Raw genomic sequence first — 22,938 nt, forward strand, 5'->3', positions numbered from 1 at the left:
AATTCCTTAGCGGCAGCTGTCCCCGAGCCGGTCGAGGAAGGCGGCGCATTTCTCGAGCTCGGAGATCGCGACCGATTCGTCCGGCTGATGGGCATCGGCGATATCCCCCGGACCGATGACGACCGAAGGGACGCCGGCGATCTGGAAAATGCCCGCTTCCGTGCCATAGGAAACATAGCGGGGTTCGGTGCGGCCGAGAAGCGCCAACAGTTCCGCATCGAGCGTCGGGTCGTTATTGGGTTTGAGGCCCGGGATGCTGGCCTGGACGTCGAAGACGATGCCGCAGGACGGATCGATCGCCTTCATGGCCGGTTCGAGCTTTTCGGCGGCAAAACGCTTCATGTGGTCCAGCACTTCATAAGTATTCTGACCCGGAATGAGGCGCATTTCCCAGAAGAATTCGCAGTTTTCGGAGACGATATTGCCGTGCAGGCCGCCCCTGATGACGGTGACCTGGGTTGTCGAATAGGGCGGATCCAATCCTTCGAACTGCGGGCCGTTGCGCATGTCTTCGCGGATGCGGTTGATTTCGGCGATCATGTCGCCGGCGACCATGACGGCGTTGACGTAGCGGTCCGGCTGAGAGGAATGGCCGGGCTTGCCCTTGATGCGGCACCAGCCGATCAGGCCGCCCTTGTGGGCCGCGATCATGTCCATGCTGGTCGCTTCGCCAATGACGGCGAGCCGCGGCTTCAGGTCACTCTGGCCCACCCATTCGGCCATCGAACCGACGCCCGTGCAGCCGACCTCCTCGTCATAGGAAAAGGCGAGGTGGACGGGCTTCTTGAGGTTCTTGGCGGCAATGCCCGGCATGGCTGCCAGGCAGCAGGCGAGGAAGCCCTTCATGTCGGTGGCACCGCGACCGATCAGGCGGCCGTTCGCTTCTCTGAGCGTCCACGGATCGCCGGTCCAGGCCTGGCCTTCGGTCGGCACCACATCCGTATGGCCGCTGAAGATGATGCCGCCGGGCGCTTCCGGGCCGATCGTGATCAGCACGTTTGCCTTGTCGCCCTCGGGATTGGCAAACCGCCGGACGCGCGCGCCGAAGGGAGCGGTCTGGTCTTCGACATATTCGAGCAGGTCGAGGTTCGATACGGCACTGACCGTGGGATAGGACACGAGGCCGGCAAGCTGCCTCGTTATATCGGTTGCAATGGTCATTACTTCACCGTGAAATAACGCAGCGGGTAGGCAAGGTCGGCCGGCTGGACGACGGTGACATTGTCCTTCACGCCCCAGAGGATATTCAGCTGGTGGAGCGGAATGAAGGCGACGTCGGCCTTCATGAGCTTGAAGGCCTGGGTGATATAGCCGGTGCGCTTGGCCTGGTCGGTCTCCTTGCCGATCAGGTCGATCAGCTTGTCGACTTCCGGATTGGAATAACCGCCGATGTTGAAGGCGCCGAGGCCGCTCTTGGCGTCGCGGGTGGCGGCGATCGAGGTCAGGAAGATGTGGGCGTCATAGGTGGCCGGCGAATAACCGAGCATTGCCATGCTGGTATTATATTCCGGCGGGTTGACCTGGGTCGCCCACTTGGCGGTCGGCTGGGCGCGTGGATCGACCTTGATATTGATGCGGGCGAGCGAAGCGGCGACCGCAAGGCAGGTCGCCTCGTCGTTCATGAAACGGTCGCTGGTGCAATCCAATGTGACGGAGAAGCCGTTTTCATAGCCGGCTTCCTTCATCAGCGCCTTGGCCTTGTCGACATCGGGCTTCACCGGCGCGCCGAGAGCTGCATCGAAACCGTTGACTTCCTTGCCGATCGGCAGGCCGACCGGTACGGAGAAATTGCGCATGATGCGCTTCTGGATCGCGCCGGTATCGATCGCCAGCTCCATGGCCTGGCGGACCTTGAGCTCCTTGAAGGGGTTCTTGGTCTTTTCGCTGCCGAAGATCAGGCTGTCGCGGGCGACGTCGGGCTGGATGTAGATGGTCCGGAGGTCCGGACCCGCCTGCATATGCAGCTTCGGATCGTTCTCGATGCGCTCGGCATCCTGCGGCGGCACGCCGTCGATCATGTCGACTTCGCCGGAGATGAGGGCGGATACGCGGGTCGACGGGTTGGGGATCACGAAGAACGTCGCGTTGTCGACATTGCCGGTCTTCTTGTCCCACCAGCCAGGGTTCGGCGCAAAGACCGTCTTCACGCCCGGATCCCGCTCCTTGATGACGTAGGGACCGGTGCCCATGGCATTGCGGTTGGCAAAGGTCTCGGTGGCGTTATTGGCCGCACCCGGCTGCACGGTGTTGTTCGCTTCGGCCCATTCCTTGTCCATGATGTACCAGTTGGTGATCTGGTTCGGCAGGATCGGGTTGATGGCGCGGGTCTTGATGCGGATCTTGTAGTCGTCGACCTTCTCGATCGAGGCGATCGAATTCAGGTTTGCCTTGATGCCACCGGCCTGGCCGCGGGTCAGCGAGAAGATTACGTCATCGGCATTGAAGGCATTGCCGTTCGAAAATTTCACATCCTTGCGAAGGTTGAATTCCCAGGTCGTGCCGTCGATCTGCTTCCAGTCGGTCGCAAGTGCCGCCTCGATCTTCTGCTCCGCGTTACGGCGCACAAGCGGTTCGTAGACATTGGCAAGAACGGCGAAAATCAGCGTGTTCGAAACCGCATGGGGATCAAGCGTATAGGCATCGAGTGGGCCGGCGAACTTGAAATCCGCCGCCTCGGCCACGCTTCCAAGCGGAGCGGCGATCGCGGCTGCAGCGATGGTACCCAGCAGCATCTTACGTTTGAATGCAGAAAACGGGAAAGGCATCATGATCTCCTAAGCGCGCCACGAGACAGTCGGAATACGGGACAACGATGCGGTAGATATTTTATGATTAAAATATCTCGACGGAGTGAGCTCTGGAAGTGTGAGCATGCAGCGTTCCCTGTCGTTGTTTTGAGATGCCTACTTGCGAGGCTTGGGCAAACAATAGGCGATTTAAGGAAACATGCAAGCATGTTTGATCAAATGAGCGTAACTCTTTCGGGCGAACGGATTCCGAGCACGCAAAAGGGTCTCAAAGACCTTGAAGGCATCGGAATATTACAAGCATATCAGGGGTTTATGTTTTTAAAGGCGCCTTCGTAAGCCTTAAGTCCTGGCAAACATTGGGCCGCCCTTATGGGCCGGAAAGCCGTAGCCGTTGATCATCACCAGGTCGATATCGCTGCTCCTCGCGGCGATCCCTTCCGCCAGCAGAGCCTCACCTTCCAATGACATTGCGCCGAGCAATCTTTCGAGAATATCGTTCTTCGAAAATGTGCGTGGCGTGATGCCCTTTTTGGCTCGCGCGGCTTCTATGATAGCGGTCACTTCCGGGTCGACGGTCCGCTTGCCGTCCGGATAATCGTACCAGCCGCGGCCGGTTTTCTGGCCCAGGCGTCCCGCCTCGCAGAGCGTATCGGCTATCTCGACATAACGCATAGAGGGATCGCGGGTAGCCGCCTGCCGCTTCCGGCGGGCCCAGGCGATTTCGAGGCCGGCCATGTCGTAGACGGCGAACAAGCCCATGGGAAAACCGTAGTCTTCCAGCGCAGCATCGACCTCGTGCGGCAGGGCACCGTCTTCCAGCAGGAATTCGGCTTCACGGCGATAGGCGGAAAAGATGCGGTTGCCGATGAAGCCTTCGGTGACGCCGGTGACGACCGGCAGCTTGCGCAGTTTCTTGGCGACCGCCAGCCCTGTCGCCAGCACATCCGGCGCGGTCTTGGCGCAGCGCACGACTTCCAGGAGGCGCATCACATGGGCAGGCGAGAAGAAATGCAGCCCGAGCACCCGTTCCGGATGGGCGCTCGCGGCGGCGATCTCGTCCGGGTTCAGGTAGCTGGTATTGGTCGCCAGCACGGCATCCGCGCGGATGACCTTGTCGAGACGCCGGAAGAGATCGGTCTTGACCGCGAAATCGTCGAACACGGCTTCGACGACGAGATCGCAAGGGACGAGATCGACATCTTCCGCGGTCACGGAAAGCCGCGCCTTCTGGGCCTCGAACCCGGCCTCGTCGAGGCGGCCTGCGGCGACATTGCGCTCCAGCAGGCCGATGATGCGTTGGCGGCCCTTTTCGGCGGCTTCCGACGTTTGATCGAGGCCGATCACCGAATAACCGGCGCCAAGGGCTGCGACTGCGATGCCACTGCCCATGAGGCCCAGACCGCAGATGCCGATGGTCTCGACCGGGCGAGGCTTGACACCTTCCAGACCTTCGACCTTGGAAGATTCCCGCTCGGCAAAGAAGACATGGCGTAGCGCTGCCGCCTCGCGGCTGTCGCGCAGTGCGAGGAAGGTGGCGCGTTCGTCCGCCAGACCTTCGGCAAGCGGGCGATTGGACGCGGTGACCAGCCGAACGGCCTCCACCGCCGCCTTCTGGCCGCGCGCCTTGGCGATAATTTTGACCGAGGCTTTTTCGATTTCGGCCGGATCGATAGCGGCGATGTTCAGCTCGCCCGTGCGGCGGAGTGGTTTCTCAGCCAGGGCCAAGGCCGCGGATGTTGCTGCCTCGACGAGATCGCCCGCGGCTACCTCGTCGATGATCCCGAGCTTCAGGGCTTCCTCGGCCTTCACCGAACGTCCCGAGGTGATCAGGTCGAGCGCTGCCGGAATGCCGATCAGGCGCGGCAGGCGTTGCGTTCCGCCGGCGCCCGGCACGATGCCGAGTTTGACTTCCGGCAGGCCGACCTGTGCAGCTGGCGAGGCGATGCGATAGTGGCAGGCAAGCGCTACTTCGAGACCGCCGCCGAGCGCTGCGCCATTGAGCGCTGCGACGACCGGTTTCGACAGGCCTTCGATCTTGTCGATGACATCAGGCAAGGTCGGTTCCATGGCGGGCTTGCCGAATTCCTTGATGTCGGCACCGCCGATGAATGTCTTCCCGGCGCCTGTGATGACGACACCGGTGATCTCGCCCGTCGTTTCGCTATGGGCGAGAGCCTTTTCCAGCCCGTTGCGGACATTAATGGAGGTTGCATTGACCGGCGGGTTGTCGATGGTGACGACCAGAACCCCGTTCCGGATCGTGGCGGAAACCGTGGCGGAAAATTCGATCGTCTCATTCATGATCTGCCTCAGGCCGGAATGACGGCGGTCGCCTGGATTTCGATCTTGGCGCGGTCTTCCACCAGCGCCACGACCTGCATGGCGGCCATGGCCGGGAAATGCTTGCCGATGATCTCGCGATAGACCTGGCCGATGCCCTTGAGGTTGCCGAGATATTCAGCCTTGTCGGTGAAATACCAGGTCATGGTGGTGATATGCTCGGGCCCGGCGCCGGCCTCTGCCAGCACGGCGACAACGTTCTGCAGCGTCTGCTTGACCTGGCCGACGAAATCGTCGGTTTCGAACTGGCATTGGCCGTTCCAGCCGATCTGCCCGCCGACGAAGACCTGGCGGCCGGTGGCGGCGACGCCGTTGGCGTAACCGATCGGTTTTGCCCAGCCTTCAGGCTGCAGGATGGTGTGCATTATTCTTCTCCAAATGCTGTGTCAGCGCTGAGCGCATATCGTCGGGCCAGGGTAGGGCCTTGTGGGTTTCGTTCGAGGTGGCGACCAGCCGCTGCCGGGCGGTCCAGAGCAGGCGGTCGCCGGCCCGCACCTCGTATTCGAGATCGGCGGAACTGTTGCCAATCCGCATAACCTTGATGGTGAAATCCATCATATCGCCGTGGTAGCCCGGGCTCTTGAACGCGACGTCCAGCGTCACGGTCGGCACGCCGATCTTGCGGCGACTGATCATGTCCGGCCAGGGTGAGCCGATCGCGCCGAAAAATTCCTCGCAAACGCCGACCATGATGTTCAGGTAGGAGGGGAAATAGGCGATGCCGGAAGGGTCGCAATCTCCAAAATTCAATCGGCGGGATGTCGCGTAAGCCATGGTCGCCCTCACGCCTTCAACAGTTCACGGGCGATGATGAGCTTCTGGACCTCGGTCGCGCCTTCATAGATGCGCAGCGCCCGGATCTCCCGGTAGAGGCTCTCGGTGATCTCGCCGCTCTTCACGCCGCGGCCGCCAAAGATCTGAACCGCCCGGTCGATGACGCTTTGGGCGTTCTCCGTCGCGACCATCTTGGCCATCGCGGCCTCCTTGGTGGTCGGCAGGCCCTGCACGTCGCGGCGCCAGGCGGCCCGGTATGTCAGCAGTGCGCCGGCATCGATCTGTGCGGCCATGTCGCCGAACGCGGCCTGCGTCAGTTGCAGATCGGACAGGTGATTGCCGAACATCGGCCGCGCCTTGGCATAGGCGAGCGCCTCATCCAGCGCCCGCTTGGCGAAACCGAGAGCGGCTGCGGCGACGGAGGCCCGGAAAATGTCCAGGGTCCGCATGGCGATCTTGAAGCCTTCACCCGGTGCCCCCAGCAGCCGCGAAGCCGGGATGCGGCAGTTTTCGAAGCGGATCGTCGCCAGCGGATGCGGGGCGATCACATCGATGCGCTCGGCGATCGAGAAGCCCGGATCGTCGGCGAAAACGACGAAAGCGGAAATGCCGCGCGTGCCGGGTGCCTCGCCGGTGCGAACAAAAACGGTGTAGACATCGGCAATGCCGCCATTGGAGATCCAGGTCTTTTCGCCGTCGAGGATATAGTGGTCGCCGTCCTTTCGGGCAGCGCAGGCCATGGCGGCGACATCCGAACCGGCTTCCTTTTCCGACAGCGCGAAGGCCGAAATCCATTCGCCGGACTGCGCTTTCGGCAGGACGGTTCGGCGAAGCTCTTCAGAACCGGAAAGGCCGATCGCGCCGGTGCCGAGGCCCTGCATGGCGAAGGCGAAGTCGGTAAGGCCGTCATGCCAGGCGAGCGTTTCGCGGGTCAGGCAGGCGGCGCGGCTGTCGATCGGCTGGCTGCCGCCGGCGCCGGTCGCCGCGTCGAGAAGGCCGGCGTTTCCGAGCGCTTTGACGATCGCGCGGCAGGCGTTGTCCGTATCCGAATGATCGACATGGCTGAGCGCGCCGGAGGCGGCGAAGGCATCCAGTTTTTCGGCGAGCGCCTTGTGGCTGTCGTCGAAGAAAGGCCAGTCGAGGAAATCGCGTGCCGGTCCTTTGAGGGTCGTGGGATTGGCCATCAGTCGCCCTCGAAGACCGGCTTGCGCTTTTCGGCAAAAGCCTCGAAGGCGCGGCGGAAGTCCTTGGTCGCCATGCAGATCGCCTGGGCCTGGGCTTCCGATTCGATCATCTCTTCGATGCCCATCGCCCATTCCTGGTTCAGCATGGTCTTGGTCATCGTGTGTGCGAACCACGGGCCGTCGGCCAGCGAATGCGCGAGCTTGACGGCCTCTTCCTCGATAACGTCACCAGGATGGATGGTATTGAAGAAGCCCCAGGCTTCGCCTTCGCGGGCGTTCATCGTGCGGCCGGTGAACAGAAGTTCGGCGGCACGGCCCTGGCCGATGATGCGCGGCAGGATCCCGCAGGCCCCCATGTCGGCTCCGGCAAGGCCGACGCGGGTGAAGAGGAAGGCGGTCTTGGCTTCGGGCGTTGCCAGCCGGATGTCGGAAGCCATGGCGAGGATCGCGCCAGCACCCATGCAGATGCCGTCGACGGCAGCGACGATCGGCTGCGGGCATTTCTTCATCGCCTTGACGAGATCGCCGGTCATGCGGGTGAAGGCGAGCAGGTCCGGCATCGCCATATGGGTCAGCGGCTCGATGATTTCGAAGACGTCGCCGCCGGAGGAGAAATTGCCGCCGGCGCCGGTCAGGACGATCGAGCGGATATCGGAGGCGTAAACGAGGTCGCGAAAAAGATCGCGCAATTCCGCATAACTTTCGAAGGTCAGCGGGTTCTTGCGCTCCGGACGATTGAGGCGAACCGTCCCGACGCGGCCGTTTTCGCTCACTTCCCAGAGGAAATGTTTCGGCTGGTAGTCGCGAAAACTGCGCTTCATGTCCTTCATCACGTCACTCATGTTCGTCTCCTCTCCTTTTCATCGACCGTCCCTTTCCGGGCGGCAGGACCTCTCCCGCGTCAGTCGTTGGCGGAGGGTGGCAGGAAATCCACCTCGTGCGCGGCGGAAACCTTCACGATCTCCTCCACGTCGGTCATTTCGTGCAGCTCTTCGAAAAGTTGTCGGAGCTTGCGGGCCGGAGAGACCCAGAAGAGTGCCCGGCACGGCTTGTCGGACTTGTTGAAGTAACCATGAGGGATGCCGCGCGGCATGCGCACCAGATCTCCGGCCTTCGCCTTGACCCACTGGCCGTCGAGCTTCAGATCGAGTTCGCCCTCCTGCACGAGGATGAATTCGTCCTGGGTCGGGTGGACGTGCACAGGCACGAACTGCCCCGGCAGGCTGTTGGTTTCAAAGGCGAAGGTGTCGCCGCAGACCGCCTTCGGGAAATAGACCTGGCCGAGGATATTCCAGCTGGTGCCGTTATATCCGCTACCATTCTCGGTTATGCCCTTTTCCAGTTTCATCCTGATCTCCCGGTTTTCGTTTCCTGGTTCATGCCGAGGCCGATTAGCCTGACATGACTTCTCCCCCGGCAACCGCGATTGCCTGTCCGTTGATCGACGCCGCTCCGGGCGATGCCAGCCACAGAACCGTGTCTGCGACTTCCTCCGGCTTCACCAGCCGCCCCTGCGGGTTGCTCCTGGTAAATTCCTGTTGCGCCTGCTCTTCCGTCCGTCCGGTCTTGGCTACGATCGTCTTGATCGAACGGGCGATCAGAGGCGTATCGGTAAAGCCGGGGCAGACGGCGTTGACGGTGATGCCGGTCCTCGCAAGCTCGAGCGCCAGCGAACGGGTGAGGCCGACGACGCCATGTTTGGCGGCCACGTAGGCCGAAACATAGGCGTAGCCGGTGAGCCCCGCAGTCGAGGCGATGTTGATGATGCGGGCGCCTGACCCAAAAGCCTTGAGATCCGGCAGTACGGCCTGAGTCACGAGAAATACGCCGGTGAGGTCCACCGACATGACGCGGTTCCACATCTCCAGCGAGGTTTTTTCAAAGGGCGCGCTCGGGCCCTCGCCGGCATTGTTGACGAGGATATCGACAGGACCGAACGCGGCTCGTGCCGTCTTCAGGCCGGCGCCGATGGCGATCTCGTCGGTGACGTCGAAACCGGCCGCGACGCAGACCTTGTCCCTGCCAAGCGTTGCGGCAAGTGCCTCCAGAGGTTCGGCTCGTCGGCCGGCGAGGGTGACCAGCGCACCGGCTTCCACCAGCGTCGTCGCGATTGCCGCGCCGATGCCCGAGCCCGCGCCGGTGACGAGGGCGTGACGGTTGGCAAGATTGGCGCTGGCAAGTCTAGCAGAGGGCGCTTCGCTCATGACGCGATCCTTATTTCGCAGCCGCCGGGCCGACAGACGGAGGGGCAACGGCGGCCGCAGCACGCGCGAGGTTGGTTTCGTACTGCGCCTTGCCGGAATAATACTGTTTCGGCCAGGGAATATCCGTCAAGCCGATCTTGGCCGCCTCGTGAAGAACCCAGGCCGGATCCGCGAGGTGCGGACGGGCGACGGCGCAGAGATCGGCGCGGCCGGCGGCAATGATCGAGTTCGCATGATCGGCCTCCGAAATCGCGCCGACGGCGATGGTCGGGATACCGATTTCGTTGCGGATCTTGTCGGAGAACGGTGTCTGGAAAAGGCGGCCATAGACCGGCTTTTCTTCCTTCCACACCTGGCCGGACGAGCAGTCGATGAGGTCGGCACCGGCATCCTTGAACATCTGCGCGTAGATCGCCGCGTCTTCGGGCGTGTTTCCGCCCTCGAACCAGTCATGGCAGGAGAGACGCACGGAAATCGGCTTGTTGTGCGGCCAGACGTCGCGGATCGCCTTGAAGACTTCCAGCGGATAACGCGCGCGGTTCTCGTGGCTGCCGCCGTATTCGTCGGTGCGGATGTTGGTGAGCGGCGACAGGAAGCTCGACAGAAGATAACCGTGGGCGCAGTGAAGTTCCAACCAGTCGGCGCCGGCTTCTGCCGCGAACTTTGCGGAGCGCACATGGTCGGCGATGACACGATCCATGTCGGCGCGGTCCATCGCCTTGGGAACCTGGCTGGTCTTGAGGTAGGGGAGTGCCGAAGCGGAGATCAGCGGCCAGCCACCTTCTTCGACCGGCTGGTCGATGCCTTCCCAGGCGACCTTGGTCGAACCCTTGCGGCCGGCGTGTCCCAGCTGGATGCCGACCTTGGCGGCGGAATTGTCATGGACGAAGGTGACGAAGCGTTTCCAGGCGGCCGCCTGTTCTTCGTTCCAGAGGCCGAGGCAGCCGGGAGTGATGCGGGCATCCGGCGAGACGCAGGTCATTTCCCCAAACACGAGGCCGGCACCGCCGAGCGCGCGGGAGCCGAGGTGGACCAGATGGAAATCGTCCAGCAGCCCGTCCCTGGCAGAATACATGGCCATCGGCGACATGACGATGCGGTTCGGCAGATGGGTTTCGCGCAGCGAATAGGGCGTGAACATCGGCGGCAGGGTGCGGCCGTTGCCGGTCACCTCGATGCCGTTTTTCCTGGCGAACCAGCGCTCGTAACCTTCCAGCCATTTTGGGTCGCGCAGCCGGAGATTCTCGTGGCTGATACGTTGCGAGCGCGTCAGCATGGAATACATGAACTGTTCCGGCTCCAGCGTATCGGCATAACGCTGGCCGACCACTTCGAACCATTCCATGGCGTTGCGGGCGGCATTCTGGATGCGGGCGACGTCGACGCGGCGGATTTCCTCATAGGTTTCGAGGACTTCCGGGATCTTGTCCTTGGAATGGCCGAGCTTGTTGAACTGGTTGCTGAGCTCGATCGCATCGTCGATCGCGAGCTTGGTGCCGGAACCGATGGCGAAATGGGCGGTATGGGCGGCATCACCCATCAGCACGACATGCGAGTTGCCGTTGAAATGGCTCCACTTGCCGCAGATCAGGCGGTTGAAGTTCAGCCAGGCGCTGCCGCGCAGATGCCGGGCATTGGTCATCAGCTCGGAGCCTTCGAGGACTTCCGAGAACAGGTCCTGGCAGAAATCGATCGAGCCCTGCTGGTCCATCTGACCAAGGCCGTGCTTTTCGTAAGCTTCTTCCGTCGTTTCGACGATGAAGGTCGAGGTCTTGTCGTCGAACTTGTAGATATGCGCCTGGAACCAGCCATGATCCGTCTTGCGGAAGTCGAAGGTGAAGGCGTCGAACAGCTTGTTTGTGCCGAGCCAGATATAGCGGTTCGGACGCACGACGAGGTCCGGTTCGAAGACCTCCGGATAACGGTTGCGGATCTTCGAGTTGAAGCCGTCCGAGGCAATGATCAGGTCCGCATCCGGATAATCGACATCGCCATTGGAATCGGTTTCAAAAACAAGCTCGACGCCGAGCGCCTCGCAGCGGCGCTGCAGGATGTTCAAGAGCTTCTTGCGGCCGATGCCAACAAAGCCGTGGCCGGAGGTGCGCTGGCGTGTGCCCTTGAACAGCAGCTCGATATCGTCCCAGTGATTGAAGGCATCCTCGATTTCGGCCGCACTTTCCGGGTCCCAGGCCTTCATCGATACCATGGTGGCGTCGGAGAAGACGACGCCCCAGCCGAACGTGTCGTAGGGCTTGTTGCGTTCGACGACGGAAATGGAATGCTCGGGATGCAGCTTCTTCATCAGGAGCGCGAAATAGAGACCGGCCGGGCCGCCACCGATACAGACGATGCGCATATCCAAGTCCTCCTGATGTTCAGTCGCTCATTATTTTAAGTTTAAACTATATGGCGTTTGATCGACCCGTCAAGCGGATTTGCGGCGGCTCCGGCAGTTTTCATGCTGGATCGGCCAAATAATATGCATTAGCATATATAATGACCCCTGTTGCGCGCTCCTCTGTCCTGCTCGATGTTCGAATGAAGCAAGACTTGCCGTTCCGCCGGCATTTGTGAATTGACAAATGGCCGGCGCCGAAAATATGCTTTTGCAAATGATTATGGATTGAAGCCGACAAGGCGAAGAGGAACTGCCATGGCCGAGCGATCTTTTGCGCGCGAAGTCGAGGATCTCAAGCTTGGAGAAGGCGAGATTTTTCGTGGGGAAGGCATTCTCGCCATCACCAAGGCGCTGCTGCAATCCGGCGTTTCCTATGTCGGCGGTTACCAGGGCTCTCCGATCTCGCATCTGATGGACGTGCTTGCCGACGCCAAGGACATCATGGAGGATCTCGGGGTCCATTTCGAGACCTCGGCTTCTGAAGCCGCAGCGGCAGCGATGTTGTCTGCCTCGGTGATGTATCCGGTGCGTGGCGCGGTAACCTGGAAATCGACTGCCGGCACCAATGTCGCGTCGGACGCGCTCTCCAACCTTTCTTCCGGCGGCGTCAACGGCGGTGCGCTGATCATCCTCGGCGAGGATTTCGGCGAAGGCTCTTCGATCATGCAGGAGCGCAGCCATGCGTTCGCGATGAAATCGCAGATGTGGCTTCTCGACCCGCGGCCGAACCTGCCGTCGATGGTCCAGGCGGTCGAGGATGGCTTCCAGCTGTCGGAGGCGTCGAATACGCCGGTCATGCTGGAGGTGCGCATCCGCGCCTGTCACGTGCACGGCCAGTTCGTCGCCAAGGATAACCAGCGGCCAAAATTCACGCTTCGGCAGGCGCTGGAAAACCCGATCCGCGACGTCAACCGCATCGTCCTGCCGCCGGCGAATTTTGCGCAGGACAAGGACAAGCTGGAGCGCCGTTGGCCGGCGGCCGTCAACTTCATCAAGGAAAAGAAGCTCAACGAGTATTTCGGCCCTGACGAAGGCGAGATCGGCATCATCACGCTCGGCGGTCTCTACAACGGCGTCATGCGCGGCCTGCAGCAGCTGGGTCTCGCCGATGTCTACGGCAATTCCTCGGTGCCGATCTATGTGATGAACGTCGCCTATCCGACGATCGACGACGAAGTGGTCGATTTCTGTCTCGGCAAGAAGGCCGTGATCATGGTGGAAGAAGGCGCGCCGGAATATGTCGAGCAGTCGCTCCACACGCTGATGCGCCGCCGCGATATCCAGACCCGCCTGCACGGCAAGGACATTCTCCCGCTTGGCGGTGAATATACCGCGCCTGTCATGATGAAGGGGCTGAAGACCTTCATCGAGATGTACGATCGCCTGCTGCTCGGCAACCAGCCGCCGGTGCCGGATCCGAGCGATGTCCTCAACGATCCGAAGGTGAAGGCGCTGGCCGAAGTCGTGCCACAGCGTCCCGCCGGCTTCTGCACCGGCTGTCCGGAGCGGCCGATCTTTGCGGCCATGAAGCTGGTCGAAAAGGAACTCGGCGAACACCACGTCTCGGCGGATATCGGCTGTCACCTGTTCTCGATCCTGCCGCCCTTCAATATCGGCGGCACGACGATGGGTTATGGCCTCGGCCCGGCTTCCGCCTCCGCCTTCAATGTCGAGGCCGACAAGCGCTCGATCGCGGTCATGGGCGATGGCGGTTTCTGGCACAACGGCCTTGCGACCTCGGTCGGCAATGCGGTGTTCAACAAGCAGGACGGCGTCATCCTTGTCGTCGACAATTTCTATTCGGCGGCGACCGGCGGGCAGGACATCCTGTCGTCACGGGCTATCAATCCGAACCGCAAGACCAACAATTCGATCGTCAATGCGGTGAAGGGCATCGGGGCCACCTGGGTGCGCCAGATCGACCGCACCTATGACGTCGCCAAGATGCGCGACACGCTGAAGGAAGCGCTGACGAGCAAGGAAAAAGGCCCGAAGATCATCGTCGCCTCTTCCGAATGCATGCTGAACAAGCAGCGCCGCGTGAAGCCGCAGTTCAATCAGGCGGTCAAGGACGGCAAGCGCATGGTGAAGGAGCGCTTCGGGGTGGACGAGGACGTCTGCACCGGGGATCACGCCTGCATCCGGCTCTCTGGTTGTCCGTCGCTGTCGGTGAAGCACACGGATGATCCGCTAAAGGACGATCCGGTCGCGGCGATCGACAACAGCTGCGTCGGCTGCGGCAATTGCGGTGAGGTTTCGGAAGCCGCCGTTCTCTGTCCGTCGTTCTATCGCGCCGATATCATCCACAATCCGACCGGCTGGGACAAGTTCCTCTCGAAATTCCGTAGCTCGGTGATCGGCTGGCTGCAGGCCCGCCGTGCCGCCGGCCGCGTCGTTTTTGCAGAGGTTTGATCGATGAACGAGACCGTGAACCTCAAGACGCTCCATGCTTCCGACAAGCCGCTGACGCTGGCGATCATGGCCATGGGCGGCCAGGGCGGCGGCGTGCTGGCCGATTGGATCGTCGGCCTTGCCGAGGAGCAGGGCTGGATGGCGCAGTCGACCTCGGTGCCGGGCGTTGCCCAGCGCACCGGCGCGACGATCTATTACATCGAGATGTTGCCCGCCCGCGACGGTGTGTCGCCGATCTTCTCGCTGATGCCGACTCCGGGCGATGTGGATGTCGTGCTGGCCGCCGAGCTGATGGAAGCCGGACGCTCCGTGCTGCGCGGTCTGGTGACGCCGGACAAGACCACGCTGATCGCCTCGACGCACCGTTCTTTCGCCGTCGGCGAGAAGGAGAGGCCGGGCGATGGCATCGGCGATCCGACCGTGGTGGTCGGCGCGACCGATTTCGCCGCCAAACGCACCATCGCCTTCGACATGGATACGCTGGCGACGAAAAACGGCAGCGTGATTTCCGCCTCGATGTTCGGCGCACTTGCGGCAGCCGACGTGCTGCCCTTCCCGAAGGAAGCCTTCGAGGCGATAATTCGCGGCGGCGGCAAGGGCATCGAACCCAGCCTCAGGGCTTTCAATGCCGCCTACGAGCGGGCGAAAGCCAAGCCGCGCGACGAAGTGGTCGCGATGGCGCCGAAGCGTTTCGATACGATGCCGGAAACCGCTGGCCATCCGGATCTCGATCGTCTCGTCCATCGCATGCGCGCAGAATTTCCGGAGGTCGCCTGGCCGCTGCTGTTTGCAGGCGTCAAGAAGCTCACGGATTTCCAGGATCCGGCCTATGCCGGTGAATATCTTGATCGGGTTGGCAAACTTCATGCCCTCGATCGTGCCAATGGCGGCGGCGAGCACGATTATGCTTTCACCGTCCAGTCGGCGAAATACGTCGCCGTCGCCATGGCCTATGACGATGTCATCCGCGTCGCGGACCTCAAGACCCGTGGCACCCGCTTCAATCGGGTCGCCAGGGAGGTCGGCGTCAAGCAGGACCAAATCCTCTACATGACCGAATACATGCATCCGCGCATGGAAGAGGTCGTGGGAACCATGCCGAAGCGGCTCGGTCTCTGGGTCGAAAACCGCCCGAAGGTCTTTGCCTGGCTCGATCGCCGCATCAACAAGGGCCGTCGCGTGCAGACCGGCACGCTCTTCTGGTTCCTGACGCTTTATACGCTGGCAGCGTTGCGGCGCACCCGCCGTGGCACGCTCCGGCACTTGCGCGAGACCGAACACCGTGAGGCCTGGCTCAATACCGCGATGTCGCTTCTTCCGAGAAATTACGATCTCGCGGTCGAGGTGATCAACAACCGCCGCCTGGTGAAGGGTTATTCCGACACCCATGCGCGTGGGCTTTCGAAGTTCGACCGGGTGATGTCGGCGCTGACGACCTTGGCGGACCGCGAAGACGGTGCTGCCTGGATGAAGCGCCTGCGCCAGGCGGCTCTTCTGGACGAAAGCGGCATTGCTCTCGACGGCGCGTTGAAGACGGTCTCTACGCTTTAGGTTTTAAGGATAAAGACACATTATAGCCGCGATCCCGTTGCTTTTGCTGCGTATCTGACCGAAGTCTAGACACCCAGTTTTTGCAAGTACCGGCAGCCCACATGGAATCCACGGATCGTCAGCCAAGTCGCTTTCGAGACATTCTTGAGACGTACCGTCCTTACCTCATCGCTGTTGCGGCGCTGGCGGTTTTCGCGTTCACGACTTTTGCAATCTACAACCTCACGACCGAGGTCAGCTATGACGATGTTATCGAGGCGCTCGCCAACACGCGTTTATCCTCGATCGGCCTTGCGGTTTTCTTCACGGCCCTGAGCTTCGCGGCACTGGTCGGATACGACGTGAACGCGATTACCTATATCGGCCGTTCCTTGCCGTTCGTGCCTGTCGCGATAACGGCCTTCAGTGCTTACGCGGTCGGCAACACGGCCGGTTTTGGAGCGCTCAGCGGCGGGGCCATCCGGTTCCGCGCCTATTCGCGCCTGGGGCTTTCGCCGGACGATATCGGTCGCGTCATCGCATTCGTGACACTTGCCTTCGGCATCGGGCTTCTGGCGGTCACGGCGCTCGCATCGCTGGTCACCGCGCCGAGGATCGGCGCCCTCCTCGATATCGACGGTGATTGGGTGCGCGCCGGTGCAATCGTGATCATTATCGTGCTCACTGCGGTTCTGATCCTCGGGCGGGACGGACGAACGGTCTCGGTCGGAAGCTTGAGCATCCGTCTGCCGGATAGCCGCACGTCCTCACAGCAGTTCCTGATCACCGCGCTCGACATCGCCGCCTCGGCCTCGGTTCTCTACGTGCTCCTGCCGCAGACGGAAATTGGCTGGCCATCCTTCCTGGCGATCTATGCGACCGCCGTGGGCCTGGGTGTCCTCAGCCATGTGCCAGCCGGTCTCGGCGTCTTCGAGACGGTGATCGTAGCGGCACTCGGCAATCGGGTCAGCCTTGACGAAGTGCTCGGCAGTCTCGTTCTCTACCGCGTTATCTATCACGTCCTGCCGCTGCTCATCGCCACGCTGATGGTGATTGGCATCGAAGTTCGCCAGCTAGCCCATCATCCCGTTGCCTCGACGCTTCGCAAGCTCGAATTCCGTCTCGCGCCGCCGCTTCTGGCGACGTTCTCGATGATCGCCGGCGCAATGCTGATCTTCTCGAGCGTGACGCCGACACCGGATTTCGATATCAATTTCCTCGGAAACTACCTGCCGCTGCCGGTGTTCGAAGGCGCGCATTTCCTTTCCAGCATTCTAGGCCTGCTGCTGTTCATCACGGCGCGCGGCATTGGCCAGCGGCTGGACGGTGCGTGGTGGGCCGCCATGGTCTGCACCGCCTTGGCACTGGTTTTGGCCTTCATGCGGGCGCTCGCGCTTTTCGAGGCATCGTTCCTGGTTATCCTGCTGATCGGCCTGTTCCTCAGCGCCCGGCAGTTCAAGCGCCGGGCATCGCTGTTCGGGCAGGTGCTGTCGCCGAGCTGGATCGCCGCCATGCTCATCGTCGTCGCCGCAGCGATCACGGTACTGCTTTTCGTCTATCGCGAAGTGGACTACAGCCGCGAACTCTGGTGGCAGTTCGAATTTTCCGAGGAAGCGCCGCGCGGCTTGCGCGCAGTCCTTGGCCTTGCGATTTTCGCGGCCACAATCTCCCTGTTCAGTCTTTTGCGGCCGGCGGCCAGACGTTCGGCTCTGTCCACAGCGGACGATCTGGAGCGGGCAATCCGGCTCGTCATGGCTCACGACAATGCGGACGCCAACCTTGTGCGGATGGGCGACAAGCGGCTGATGTTCTCCGAGAGCGGCAATGCCTTCCTCATGTACGGCATCCAGGGGCGCTCCTGGATTGCGCTTTTCGATCCGGTCGGACCGCAGGAGGAGATGGCGGATCTCGTTTGGCGTTTCGTCGAGGAAGCTCGCGCCCAGGGTGGTCGCGCCGTGCTCTATCAGATTTCGCCCGGCCTTCTTTCTCATTGCGCCGATGCTGGGCTGAGGGCCTTCAAGCTCGGTGAATTGGCGATCGTCGACCTGTCCCGCTTCGACCTCAAGGGCAGTCGGCTGGCCGGGCTTCGCCAAGCCGTCAACAAGGGTGCACGCGAAGGGCTGGAGTTTTCCGTCATCGAGCAGCCGGACGTGATGGCGCATGTCGAAGAACTCCGGTGCGTGTCGGATGCCTGGCTGGAAGATCACAATACCCGTGAGAAGACTTTTTCGCTCGGAGCTTTCCGGGATGATTATGTAAGCGCCCAGCCGGTCGCGATCCTCAGGAAGGACGGCCGCATCGTCGCTTTCGCGACGCTGTCGCTCACCGATACGAAGCAAGAAGGTACCGTCGACTTGATGCGCTTTATGCCGGATGCGCCGAAAGGCTCGATGGATTTCCTGTTCGTGAAGATCATGGAATATCTTCGCGATGCCGGTTATAGACATTTCAATCTCGGCATGGCTCCGCTGTCCGGCATGTCCACACGCGAGGCTGCGCTCGCCTGGGACCGGATCGGCAGCGTTGTTTTCGAGCATGGCGAACGGTTCTACAATTTCAAAGGGTTGAAAGCCTTCAAGTCGAAGTTCCATCCCGCCTGGGAGCCGCGTTACCTCGCTGTGGCAGGGGGTGTCAGCCCCGCCATCGTGATGATGGACGCAACGCTCCTGATCGGCGGCGGCTTGAGAGGAGTGGTTGGTAAATGATGTTTCTGCGTTCTTTTTTTGTCGCGCTTGCCGCTCTGCTGTGTGGCGCCTTGCCGGTCGCCGCCCAGGATCAGCAGGACTATCATACAGGCCTGATCCCGCAGCCGCGTATCCTCGTGCCGAACAATGGCAGCGAGCTCGAAGGCATCGTTTTCCTGATTTCCGGCGGGCAGGGTTGGGGGGCTCGGGAGGATACCGAGGCGCAGAAGCTGCTTGCCGCCGGTGCGGCCGTGGTCGGCATCGATTTCCCCTCCTATATCAAGTCGCTCGGCGCCGACGACGGCGAATGCATCTATATGGTTTCCGATATCGAGGACGTCTCGCAGCAGGTGCAGCGGCGGATCGGCAATCCGCAATATCGTCACCCGATCGTCGCCGGCATCGGCGAGGGCGGCGCCTTGGCGCTTGCGATGATTTCCCAGAGCCCGAATGCGACGATCGACGAGGCCATTGCCGTCGATCCGCTGGCAGGCATCCCGCTTGCGAAGGAACTCTGCACGCCGGCCTCCAAGCAGAAAATCGGCGATCGCATCGTTTATGGTTTTGACGACGGTGCTCTGCCGGCCGCGGTGACGATCATTTCCACCGCTACAGCCGATGCAGCCGGCAAGGCACATGGCCTTCGCCTGAAACAAGATCATCCCGAGGTCGAGCTCAGCAATTCGGGCGAGACCTCCGATGTGGCGCTCTCGCAGGCGCTTGCCGCACGCATCGCGGCTACCGGCCGTACAAGCCAGCCGCTCGACCTGCCGCTGAACGTGCTTCAAGCCAAGCCGGCGATGAACACGATGGCGGTGATCTTCTCCGGCGATGGCGGGTGGCGCGACCTCGACAGCGAAGTGGGAGGTTATCTGCAATCGCAGGGAATCCCGACGATAGGGCTGGATTCGCTGCGATATTTCTGGTCCGAACGCACGCCGCAGGCGACTGCGGACGATCTGGCGAAGATCATCGAATATTATCGCCGGCAATGGGACGTTCAGAACGTCTTGCTGGTCGGCTATTCGTTTGGCGCCGATGTGCTGCCAGCCGCCTACAACCTCCTGCCGGCAGCAGACCGGGTGCGAGTGAAGCAGATCACGCTGCTCGGCCTGTCGAACAAGGTGGATTACGAAATTTCCGTGACCGGGTGGCTCGGCGTCGCAAGCGACGGAAAGGGAGGCGATCCGATGACCGACATCGTCAGGATCGATCCGAAGCTCATCCAATGCGTCTACGGCACCGATGAGGACGACGATCCCTGCCCGACGTTGAAGACCAAAGGCGTCGAGGTGGTGCCGATCGAGGGCGGACATCATTTCGACGAGAACTACCAGGCGCTCGGCAAACGCATCCGCGACAGCCTGCAGACCCGGCTTTCGAAATAGACCGGTCAGATCTCGTGCTTGCGGATGTTGAGGAGGATCTTGTGCAGCGTGCCCGTGAAGGCGCGGTATTCTTCCTCGTCGATGCCGTCGAACATCCGCAGCAATGAATCATACATGGTCGGCCAGAAGCGCCCAAAGGCGGCACGGCCTTCCTCGGTGATCGTCACATCACGGATGCGCATGTCCTCGGCGCGCGGCGTGCGGCGAATGTAACCCTGGTCTTCGAGGGAATCGAGCGTGCGGCTCATGGTCGATTGCTCGATGACGGCGAAGACGGAAAGCTCGTTGATGGTGAGCGACGCAGAGACGCTGAGGACCGCAAGCGTGCGCATCTTGGCCGTCGACAAGTCGTATTCGCGCAACTCCTCCGCCATGTTGGAATTCCAGCGGGAGATGATGCGGTTCATCAGGTAGGGTGCGAAATGGTTGAGGCCGATCTCGCCCATGGTCGGCCGATTTTCCTGATCACCCTCCTGATGCCAGCGCAGCACCACACCTGAAAACCGTTCCGCCATGAAATCCATGTCTCCTAGACCACGTCGTTTCAACGCAACGACGATGCGAGCAGAAAGCCCGAGCCGCCAGCAAGCCCCGGCCCCGGATGGGTCGAGGCGCCGATATGATAAAGGCCCGGCACGTGGGTGCGGTGGTTAACAGACGACTTGAAGGGCCGCCAGAGGAAAAACTGGTCGAGCCCGCAGAAGCCGCCATAGGGATCGCCGCCGACGAGGTTCACGTTCATCGCCTCCAGATCGGTCGGAGAATAGGCCCGGCGGGCGAGTTTTATCTCGGCAAAATTCTCGATGTGGCGGGAAAGCAGAGCCTCGATGCGATCGGCATAAAGTTCGCGCAGCTCATCGGTCCAACGGCCGTCGGCAGGTGTAGCGATCTCACCGGTCGCATCGCCCTTGATGAAGCGCGGCGCTTCGGGAAGCTGCAGCCAGAGTATCGACTTGCCGTCCGGCGCGCGCGACGGATCGAAGCTGACGGGCTGGCCGACGCAGACGGTCGGCTCGGCCGGCAGCAGTCCGCGTTCGCATTCGTTGGTGGCACGCGAGACGCCGTCGAGACCGGATGTCAGGTGAAGCAGCGCCACTTTGGCGAGCTCCGGGTCGCCCTTCCAGCGCGGCGGCGCGGAGAGGGCGTAATGGATCTGCATGTTGCCCTTGCCATAACGGTAGCGTGCGACGCTTTCCTTTACGTCTGCGGGGGCGGGCTGCGGCCAGTCCTTCAGCAGCCGGTCATAGATCTGGTTCGGCGTCGTGGAGCAGACGACGCCGGATGCGGCGTGGATCGTCTCGCCGCCTGCAAGCCGCACGCCGGCAGCCTTATTATCCGGACCGGGAAGGATACGTTCGACATCCGCGCCAGTGCGGATCGCGCCGCCTTGATCCGTGATCAGCCGTTCGAAGGCGGTGACGAGGTTAGCCGCGCCGCCCTTGACGATCGGGCAGCCGGCGAGTTCGATAGCAAAACCGATGACCTTGACCATTTCGGCCGAATAGGCGCTTTCCGGCGCCAGGCCGCAATGCAGGACCCAGGGCGCCCAGAGTGCGTGAGCGCCTTCCGACTTGTAGGTGGTTTCGAGATAACCGCGCGCTGGTGTCAGTGCATCGCCGAACCAGGCAGCGAGTTGGCGCAGGCCCTTGCCCCATCCCTGTCTGGCGACCGTTTTCAGCGTCGTGCCGGACCAGAGTGCGCCGCCGAGCAGAGAGAACAGGAAGGCCGCATCGGTGCCAAGCGCATTCATTTCCTTGTCGAACGTCTTGCCGTCGCCGGCTGCGAGGGCCTCGAAGGTTGCGATATTGCGCTGGCGGTCTTTTGCGAAGATGACGGAGGAGCCGTCCGGGCGCAGCACACCGGTCGGCAGGTCGGCATGGGCGAATTCGAGGCCGCGGGCTTCAAGATCCTTGCCGAGCGCGCCGTAGGCGGGCGAGGTCAGGAACAGCACCATGGTGGTGGCCATCACGTCGTGGATAAAGCCGGGCTCGGTGATTTCATCGGTGTGCAGGCAGCCGCCGATGCGGTCGCTGCGCTCCAGAACGAGGACCTTTTTGCCCTTCTTGCCGAGCATGGCGGCGGCGACGAGCGCGTTGATGCCGCTGCCGACGATGATGTAGTCGAAATCCGCCATGCCGCCCGTCTTCCTGCTGGATACGGAAAGGGCCGGAACCTTCCGGTCCGGCCCTTCGATCGGATCAGGAGATCAGCGCAAGGGCGCGGACCGGTGAACCTGTGCCCTTGACGAGCTTCAGCGGAGCGGCGATCAGCACGGCGCCCTTCGGTGGCAGCTGATCGAGGTTCGACAGCGATGCGAGGCCGTATTTGCCGGCGCCGTGCATGAGGTTGTGGGCCGGGAAAGGCGGGTTCATGCCGCCGGCCGAACCGGCATCGGTGCCGATGGTTTCCTGGCCCCAGCCGATAATGTCCTTCGAAATCAGGTATTGGATCGCTTCGGCGGTCGGGCCGGGAGAGTGCGGGCCGTTCTCGTCTGCGTTCAGGAAGGTTTCGGTCGAGCCGTTGCGCTTGTACCAGTCGGAGCGCATCAGCACCCAACTGCCGGCCTCGATCGCGCCATGCTCGGCTTCCCATTCCTTGATGCTGTCGACGGTCAGCAGATAATCCGGGTTTTCGGCGGATTCCTTGGAACGGTCGATGACGTTGACCGGCGCCACGAAATTCTGCGGCGGGATGGTGTCGGTCGTGTTGTTCGGTTTGTCCTTGCCTGTAACCCAATGACAGGGCGCATCGAAATGGGTGCCGGTGTGCTCACCGAGTTCCAGCCAGTTCCAGGCCCAGAACGGACCGTCCTCGTTGTATTCGGAGATCGTGTGGACGGCGACTTTCGGCGTGTTCTTGCCGAACTGAGGCGGCAGGTAAAGAACGGGGGTATCCGGCCCGAGCGGCGCCGTCAGGTCGACGACCTTGACCGAGCCGGAGAGAAGAGCGGAAGCGAGACTGGTGAGCGTGCTGGAAGACATGGTGCCGGGTTCCCCTTGAATTGACCGGTTTCGTAAGCCGGGCAGCAGCCGGTTTTCCTCTCCGGATGCCGCTGAACGATGAGGGAGCCTATTGCAGAAAATATGAGGATGCAAGCAACTGGGAGAGGCTGCATCGCGCAAATTTATGTGGTCGATCCCTATCGAAGAACATCGATCACTTCCGTGAGAAATAAGCTGTTGCGGACTCAGTGAAGGGCAAGCATGAGTAGCTATCCGCTTATCGACAGATTGCCTGTTCTTGATGCTGTTTTCAGAAAATGTATGCATATGAA

Annotated in this window: 17 protein-coding genes; 4 read left to right on the forward strand and 13 right to left on the reverse strand. The window is 61.7% G+C overall.

Annotation, left to right across the window (positions count from 1 at the left end):
• Window positions 1-6: 6 nt before the first annotated feature.
• From argE to AC1DLT_RS15085, 10 genes are all read right to left on the reverse strand, one after another.
• The gene (gene argE, locus AC1DLT_RS15040; protein ID WP_477487268.1) at window positions 7-1,161 is read right to left on the reverse strand and encodes an acetylornithine deacetylase; all 1,155 of its coding nucleotides are present in this window, start codon (window positions 1,159-1,161) and stop codon (window positions 7-9) included.
• The gene (locus AC1DLT_RS15045) at window positions 1,161-2,768 is read right to left on the reverse strand and encodes an ABC transporter substrate-binding protein (RefSeq protein WP_477487269.1); all 1,608 of its coding nucleotides are present in this window, start codon (window positions 2,766-2,768) and stop codon (window positions 1,161-1,163) included. The genes argE and AC1DLT_RS15045 overlap by 1 nt, the downstream gene beginning before the upstream one ends.
• Window positions 2,769-3,089: 321 nt before the next feature.
• The gene (locus AC1DLT_RS15050; protein WP_477487270.1) at window positions 3,090-5,051 is read right to left on the reverse strand and encodes a 3-hydroxyacyl-CoA dehydrogenase NAD-binding domain-containing protein; all 1,962 of its coding nucleotides are present in this window, start codon (window positions 5,049-5,051) and stop codon (window positions 3,090-3,092) included.
• Between the two features lie 8 nt (window positions 5,052-5,059).
• Window positions 5,060-5,455, reverse strand: a complete 396-nt coding sequence (locus tag AC1DLT_RS15055) for a RidA family protein (RefSeq protein WP_046637978.1) — start codon at window positions 5,453-5,455, stop codon at window positions 5,060-5,062.
• Window positions 5,433-5,864: an acyl-CoA thioesterase gene (locus AC1DLT_RS15060; RefSeq protein ID WP_477487271.1), complete on the reverse strand. Its 432-nt coding sequence runs from the start codon at window positions 5,862-5,864 to the stop codon at window positions 5,433-5,435. The genes AC1DLT_RS15055 and AC1DLT_RS15060 overlap by 23 nt, the downstream gene beginning before the upstream one ends.
• Window positions 5,865-5,872: 8 nt before the next feature.
• On the reverse strand, window positions 5,873-7,048 hold the full coding sequence (locus tag AC1DLT_RS15065) for an acyl-CoA dehydrogenase family protein (RefSeq protein WP_477487272.1): 1,176 nt from the start codon (window positions 7,046-7,048) through the stop codon (window positions 5,873-5,875).
• Window positions 7,048-7,890: an enoyl-CoA hydratase family protein gene (locus AC1DLT_RS15070; protein WP_477487273.1), complete on the reverse strand. Its 843-nt coding sequence runs from the start codon at window positions 7,888-7,890 to the stop codon at window positions 7,048-7,050. Before AC1DLT_RS15070 ends, AC1DLT_RS15065 begins: the two co-directional genes overlap by 1 nt.
• A 59-nt stretch (window positions 7,891-7,949) precedes the next feature.
• Window positions 7,950-8,396 (reverse strand): cupin domain-containing protein, encoded by a 447-nt coding sequence (locus AC1DLT_RS15075; RefSeq protein WP_477487274.1) that lies wholly within the window; start codon window positions 8,394-8,396, stop codon window positions 7,950-7,952.
• A gap of 43 nt (window positions 8,397-8,439) precedes the next feature.
• Window positions 8,440-9,252, reverse strand: a complete 813-nt coding sequence (locus AC1DLT_RS15080) for an SDR family NAD(P)-dependent oxidoreductase (protein ID WP_477487275.1) — start codon at window positions 9,250-9,252, stop codon at window positions 8,440-8,442.
• A gap of 10 nt (window positions 9,253-9,262) precedes the next feature.
• A complete protein-coding gene (locus AC1DLT_RS15085; RefSeq protein ID WP_477487276.1) occupies window positions 9,263-11,608 on the reverse strand; it encodes a bifunctional salicylyl-CoA 5-hydroxylase/oxidoreductase in 2,346 nt (781 codons plus the stop codon).
• 297 nt (window positions 11,609-11,905) lie between these two features.
• Between AC1DLT_RS15085 and AC1DLT_RS15090 the strand changes: the two genes are divergently transcribed.
• The 4 genes from AC1DLT_RS15090 (at window position 11,906) to AC1DLT_RS15105 (ending at window position 19,664) form a co-directional block, all read left to right on the forward strand.
• Window positions 11,906-14,062, forward strand: a complete 2,157-nt coding sequence (locus AC1DLT_RS15090) for a thiamine pyrophosphate-dependent enzyme (protein WP_477487277.1) — start codon at window positions 11,906-11,908, stop codon at window positions 14,060-14,062.
• Between the two features lie 3 nt (window positions 14,063-14,065).
• Window positions 14,066-15,613, forward strand: coding sequence for an indolepyruvate oxidoreductase subunit beta family protein (locus AC1DLT_RS15095; RefSeq protein WP_477487278.1), 1,548 nt, complete (start codon window positions 14,066-14,068; stop codon window positions 15,611-15,613).
• A 101-nt stretch (window positions 15,614-15,714) separates the two neighbouring features.
• Window positions 15,715-18,297: a bifunctional lysylphosphatidylglycerol flippase/synthetase MprF gene (gene mprF / locus AC1DLT_RS15100; protein ID WP_477487279.1), complete on the forward strand. Its 2,583-nt coding sequence runs from the start codon at window positions 15,715-15,717 to the stop codon at window positions 18,295-18,297.
• Window positions 18,294-19,664: an AcvB/VirJ family lysyl-phosphatidylglycerol hydrolase gene (locus tag AC1DLT_RS15105; RefSeq protein ID WP_247136799.1), complete on the forward strand. Its 1,371-nt coding sequence runs from the start codon at window positions 18,294-18,296 to the stop codon at window positions 19,662-19,664. The genes mprF and AC1DLT_RS15105 overlap by 4 nt, the downstream gene beginning before the upstream one ends.
• Before the next feature lie 5 nt (window positions 19,665-19,669).
• Here AC1DLT_RS15105 and AC1DLT_RS15110 read toward each other — a convergent pair whose 3' ends face one another.
• The 3 genes from AC1DLT_RS15110 to AC1DLT_RS15120 all read right to left on the reverse strand — a co-directional run bounded on the left by AC1DLT_RS15110 (window position 19,670) and on the right by AC1DLT_RS15120 (window position 22,645).
• On the reverse strand, window positions 19,670-20,179 hold the full coding sequence (locus AC1DLT_RS15110) for a MarR family winged helix-turn-helix transcriptional regulator (protein WP_038549831.1): 510 nt from the start codon (window positions 20,177-20,179) through the stop codon (window positions 19,670-19,672).
• Between the two features lie 29 nt (window positions 20,180-20,208).
• A complete protein-coding gene (locus AC1DLT_RS15115) occupies window positions 20,209-21,798 on the reverse strand; it encodes a phytoene desaturase family protein (RefSeq protein ID WP_477487280.1) in 1,590 nt (529 codons plus the stop codon).
• A 64-nt stretch (window positions 21,799-21,862) separates the two neighbouring features.
• Window positions 21,863-22,645: a cyclase family protein gene (locus tag AC1DLT_RS15120; protein ID WP_038546964.1), complete on the reverse strand. Its 783-nt coding sequence runs from the start codon at window positions 22,643-22,645 to the stop codon at window positions 21,863-21,865.
• Window positions 22,646-22,938: the final 293 nt, after the last annotated feature.

The sequence above is a fragment of the Neorhizobium sp. 05N33 genome, from assembly GCF_056397445.1.

Excerpts from the sequence above, each read along its gene's own strand:
- argE (WP_477487268.1), bottom strand. The coding sequence starts at position 1,161 with ATGACCATTGCAACCGATATAACGAGGCAGCTTGCCGGCCTCGTGTCC.
- AC1DLT_RS15045 (WP_477487269.1), bottom strand. The coding sequence starts at position 2,768 with ATGATGCCTTTCCCGTTTTCTGCATTCAAACGTAAGATGCTGCTGGGT.
- AC1DLT_RS15050 (WP_477487270.1), bottom strand. The coding sequence starts at position 5,051 with ATGAATGAGACGATCGAATTTTCCGCCACGGTTTCCGCCACGATCCGG.
- AC1DLT_RS15055 (WP_046637978.1), bottom strand. The coding sequence starts at position 5,455 with ATGCACACCATCCTGCAGCCTGAAGGCTGGGCAAAACCGATCGGTTAC.
- AC1DLT_RS15060 (WP_477487271.1), bottom strand. The coding sequence starts at position 5,864 with ATGGCTTACGCGACATCCCGCCGATTGAATTTTGGAGATTGCGACCCT.
- AC1DLT_RS15065 (WP_477487272.1), bottom strand. The coding sequence starts at position 7,048 with ATGGCCAATCCCACGACCCTCAAAGGACCGGCACGCGATTTCCTCGAC.
- AC1DLT_RS15070 (WP_477487273.1), bottom strand. The coding sequence starts at position 7,890 with ATGAGTGACGTGATGAAGGACATGAAGCGCAGTTTTCGCGACTACCAG.
- AC1DLT_RS15075 (WP_477487274.1), bottom strand. The coding sequence starts at position 8,396 with ATGAAACTGGAAAAGGGCATAACCGAGAATGGTAGCGGATATAACGGC.
- AC1DLT_RS15080 (WP_477487275.1), bottom strand. The coding sequence starts at position 9,252 with ATGAGCGAAGCGCCCTCTGCTAGACTTGCCAGCGCCAATCTTGCCAAC.
- AC1DLT_RS15085 (WP_477487276.1), bottom strand. The coding sequence starts at position 11,608 with ATGCGCATCGTCTGTATCGGTGGCGGCCCGGCCGGTCTCTATTTCGCG.
- AC1DLT_RS15090 (WP_477487277.1), top strand. The coding sequence starts at position 11,906 with ATGGCCGAGCGATCTTTTGCGCGCGAAGTCGAGGATCTCAAGCTTGGA.
- AC1DLT_RS15095 (WP_477487278.1), top strand. The coding sequence starts at position 14,066 with ATGAACGAGACCGTGAACCTCAAGACGCTCCATGCTTCCGACAAGCCG.
- mprF (WP_477487279.1), top strand. The coding sequence starts at position 15,715 with ATGGAATCCACGGATCGTCAGCCAAGTCGCTTTCGAGACATTCTTGAG.
- AC1DLT_RS15105 (WP_247136799.1), top strand. The coding sequence starts at position 18,294 with ATGATGTTTCTGCGTTCTTTTTTTGTCGCGCTTGCCGCTCTGCTGTGT.
- AC1DLT_RS15110 (WP_038549831.1), bottom strand. The coding sequence starts at position 20,179 with ATGGCGGAACGGTTTTCAGGTGTGGTGCTGCGCTGGCATCAGGAGGGT.
- AC1DLT_RS15115 (WP_477487280.1), bottom strand. The coding sequence starts at position 21,798 with ATGGCGGATTTCGACTACATCATCGTCGGCAGCGGCATCAACGCGCTC.
- AC1DLT_RS15120 (WP_038546964.1), bottom strand. The coding sequence starts at position 22,645 with ATGTCTTCCAGCACGCTCACCAGTCTCGCTTCCGCTCTTCTCTCCGGC.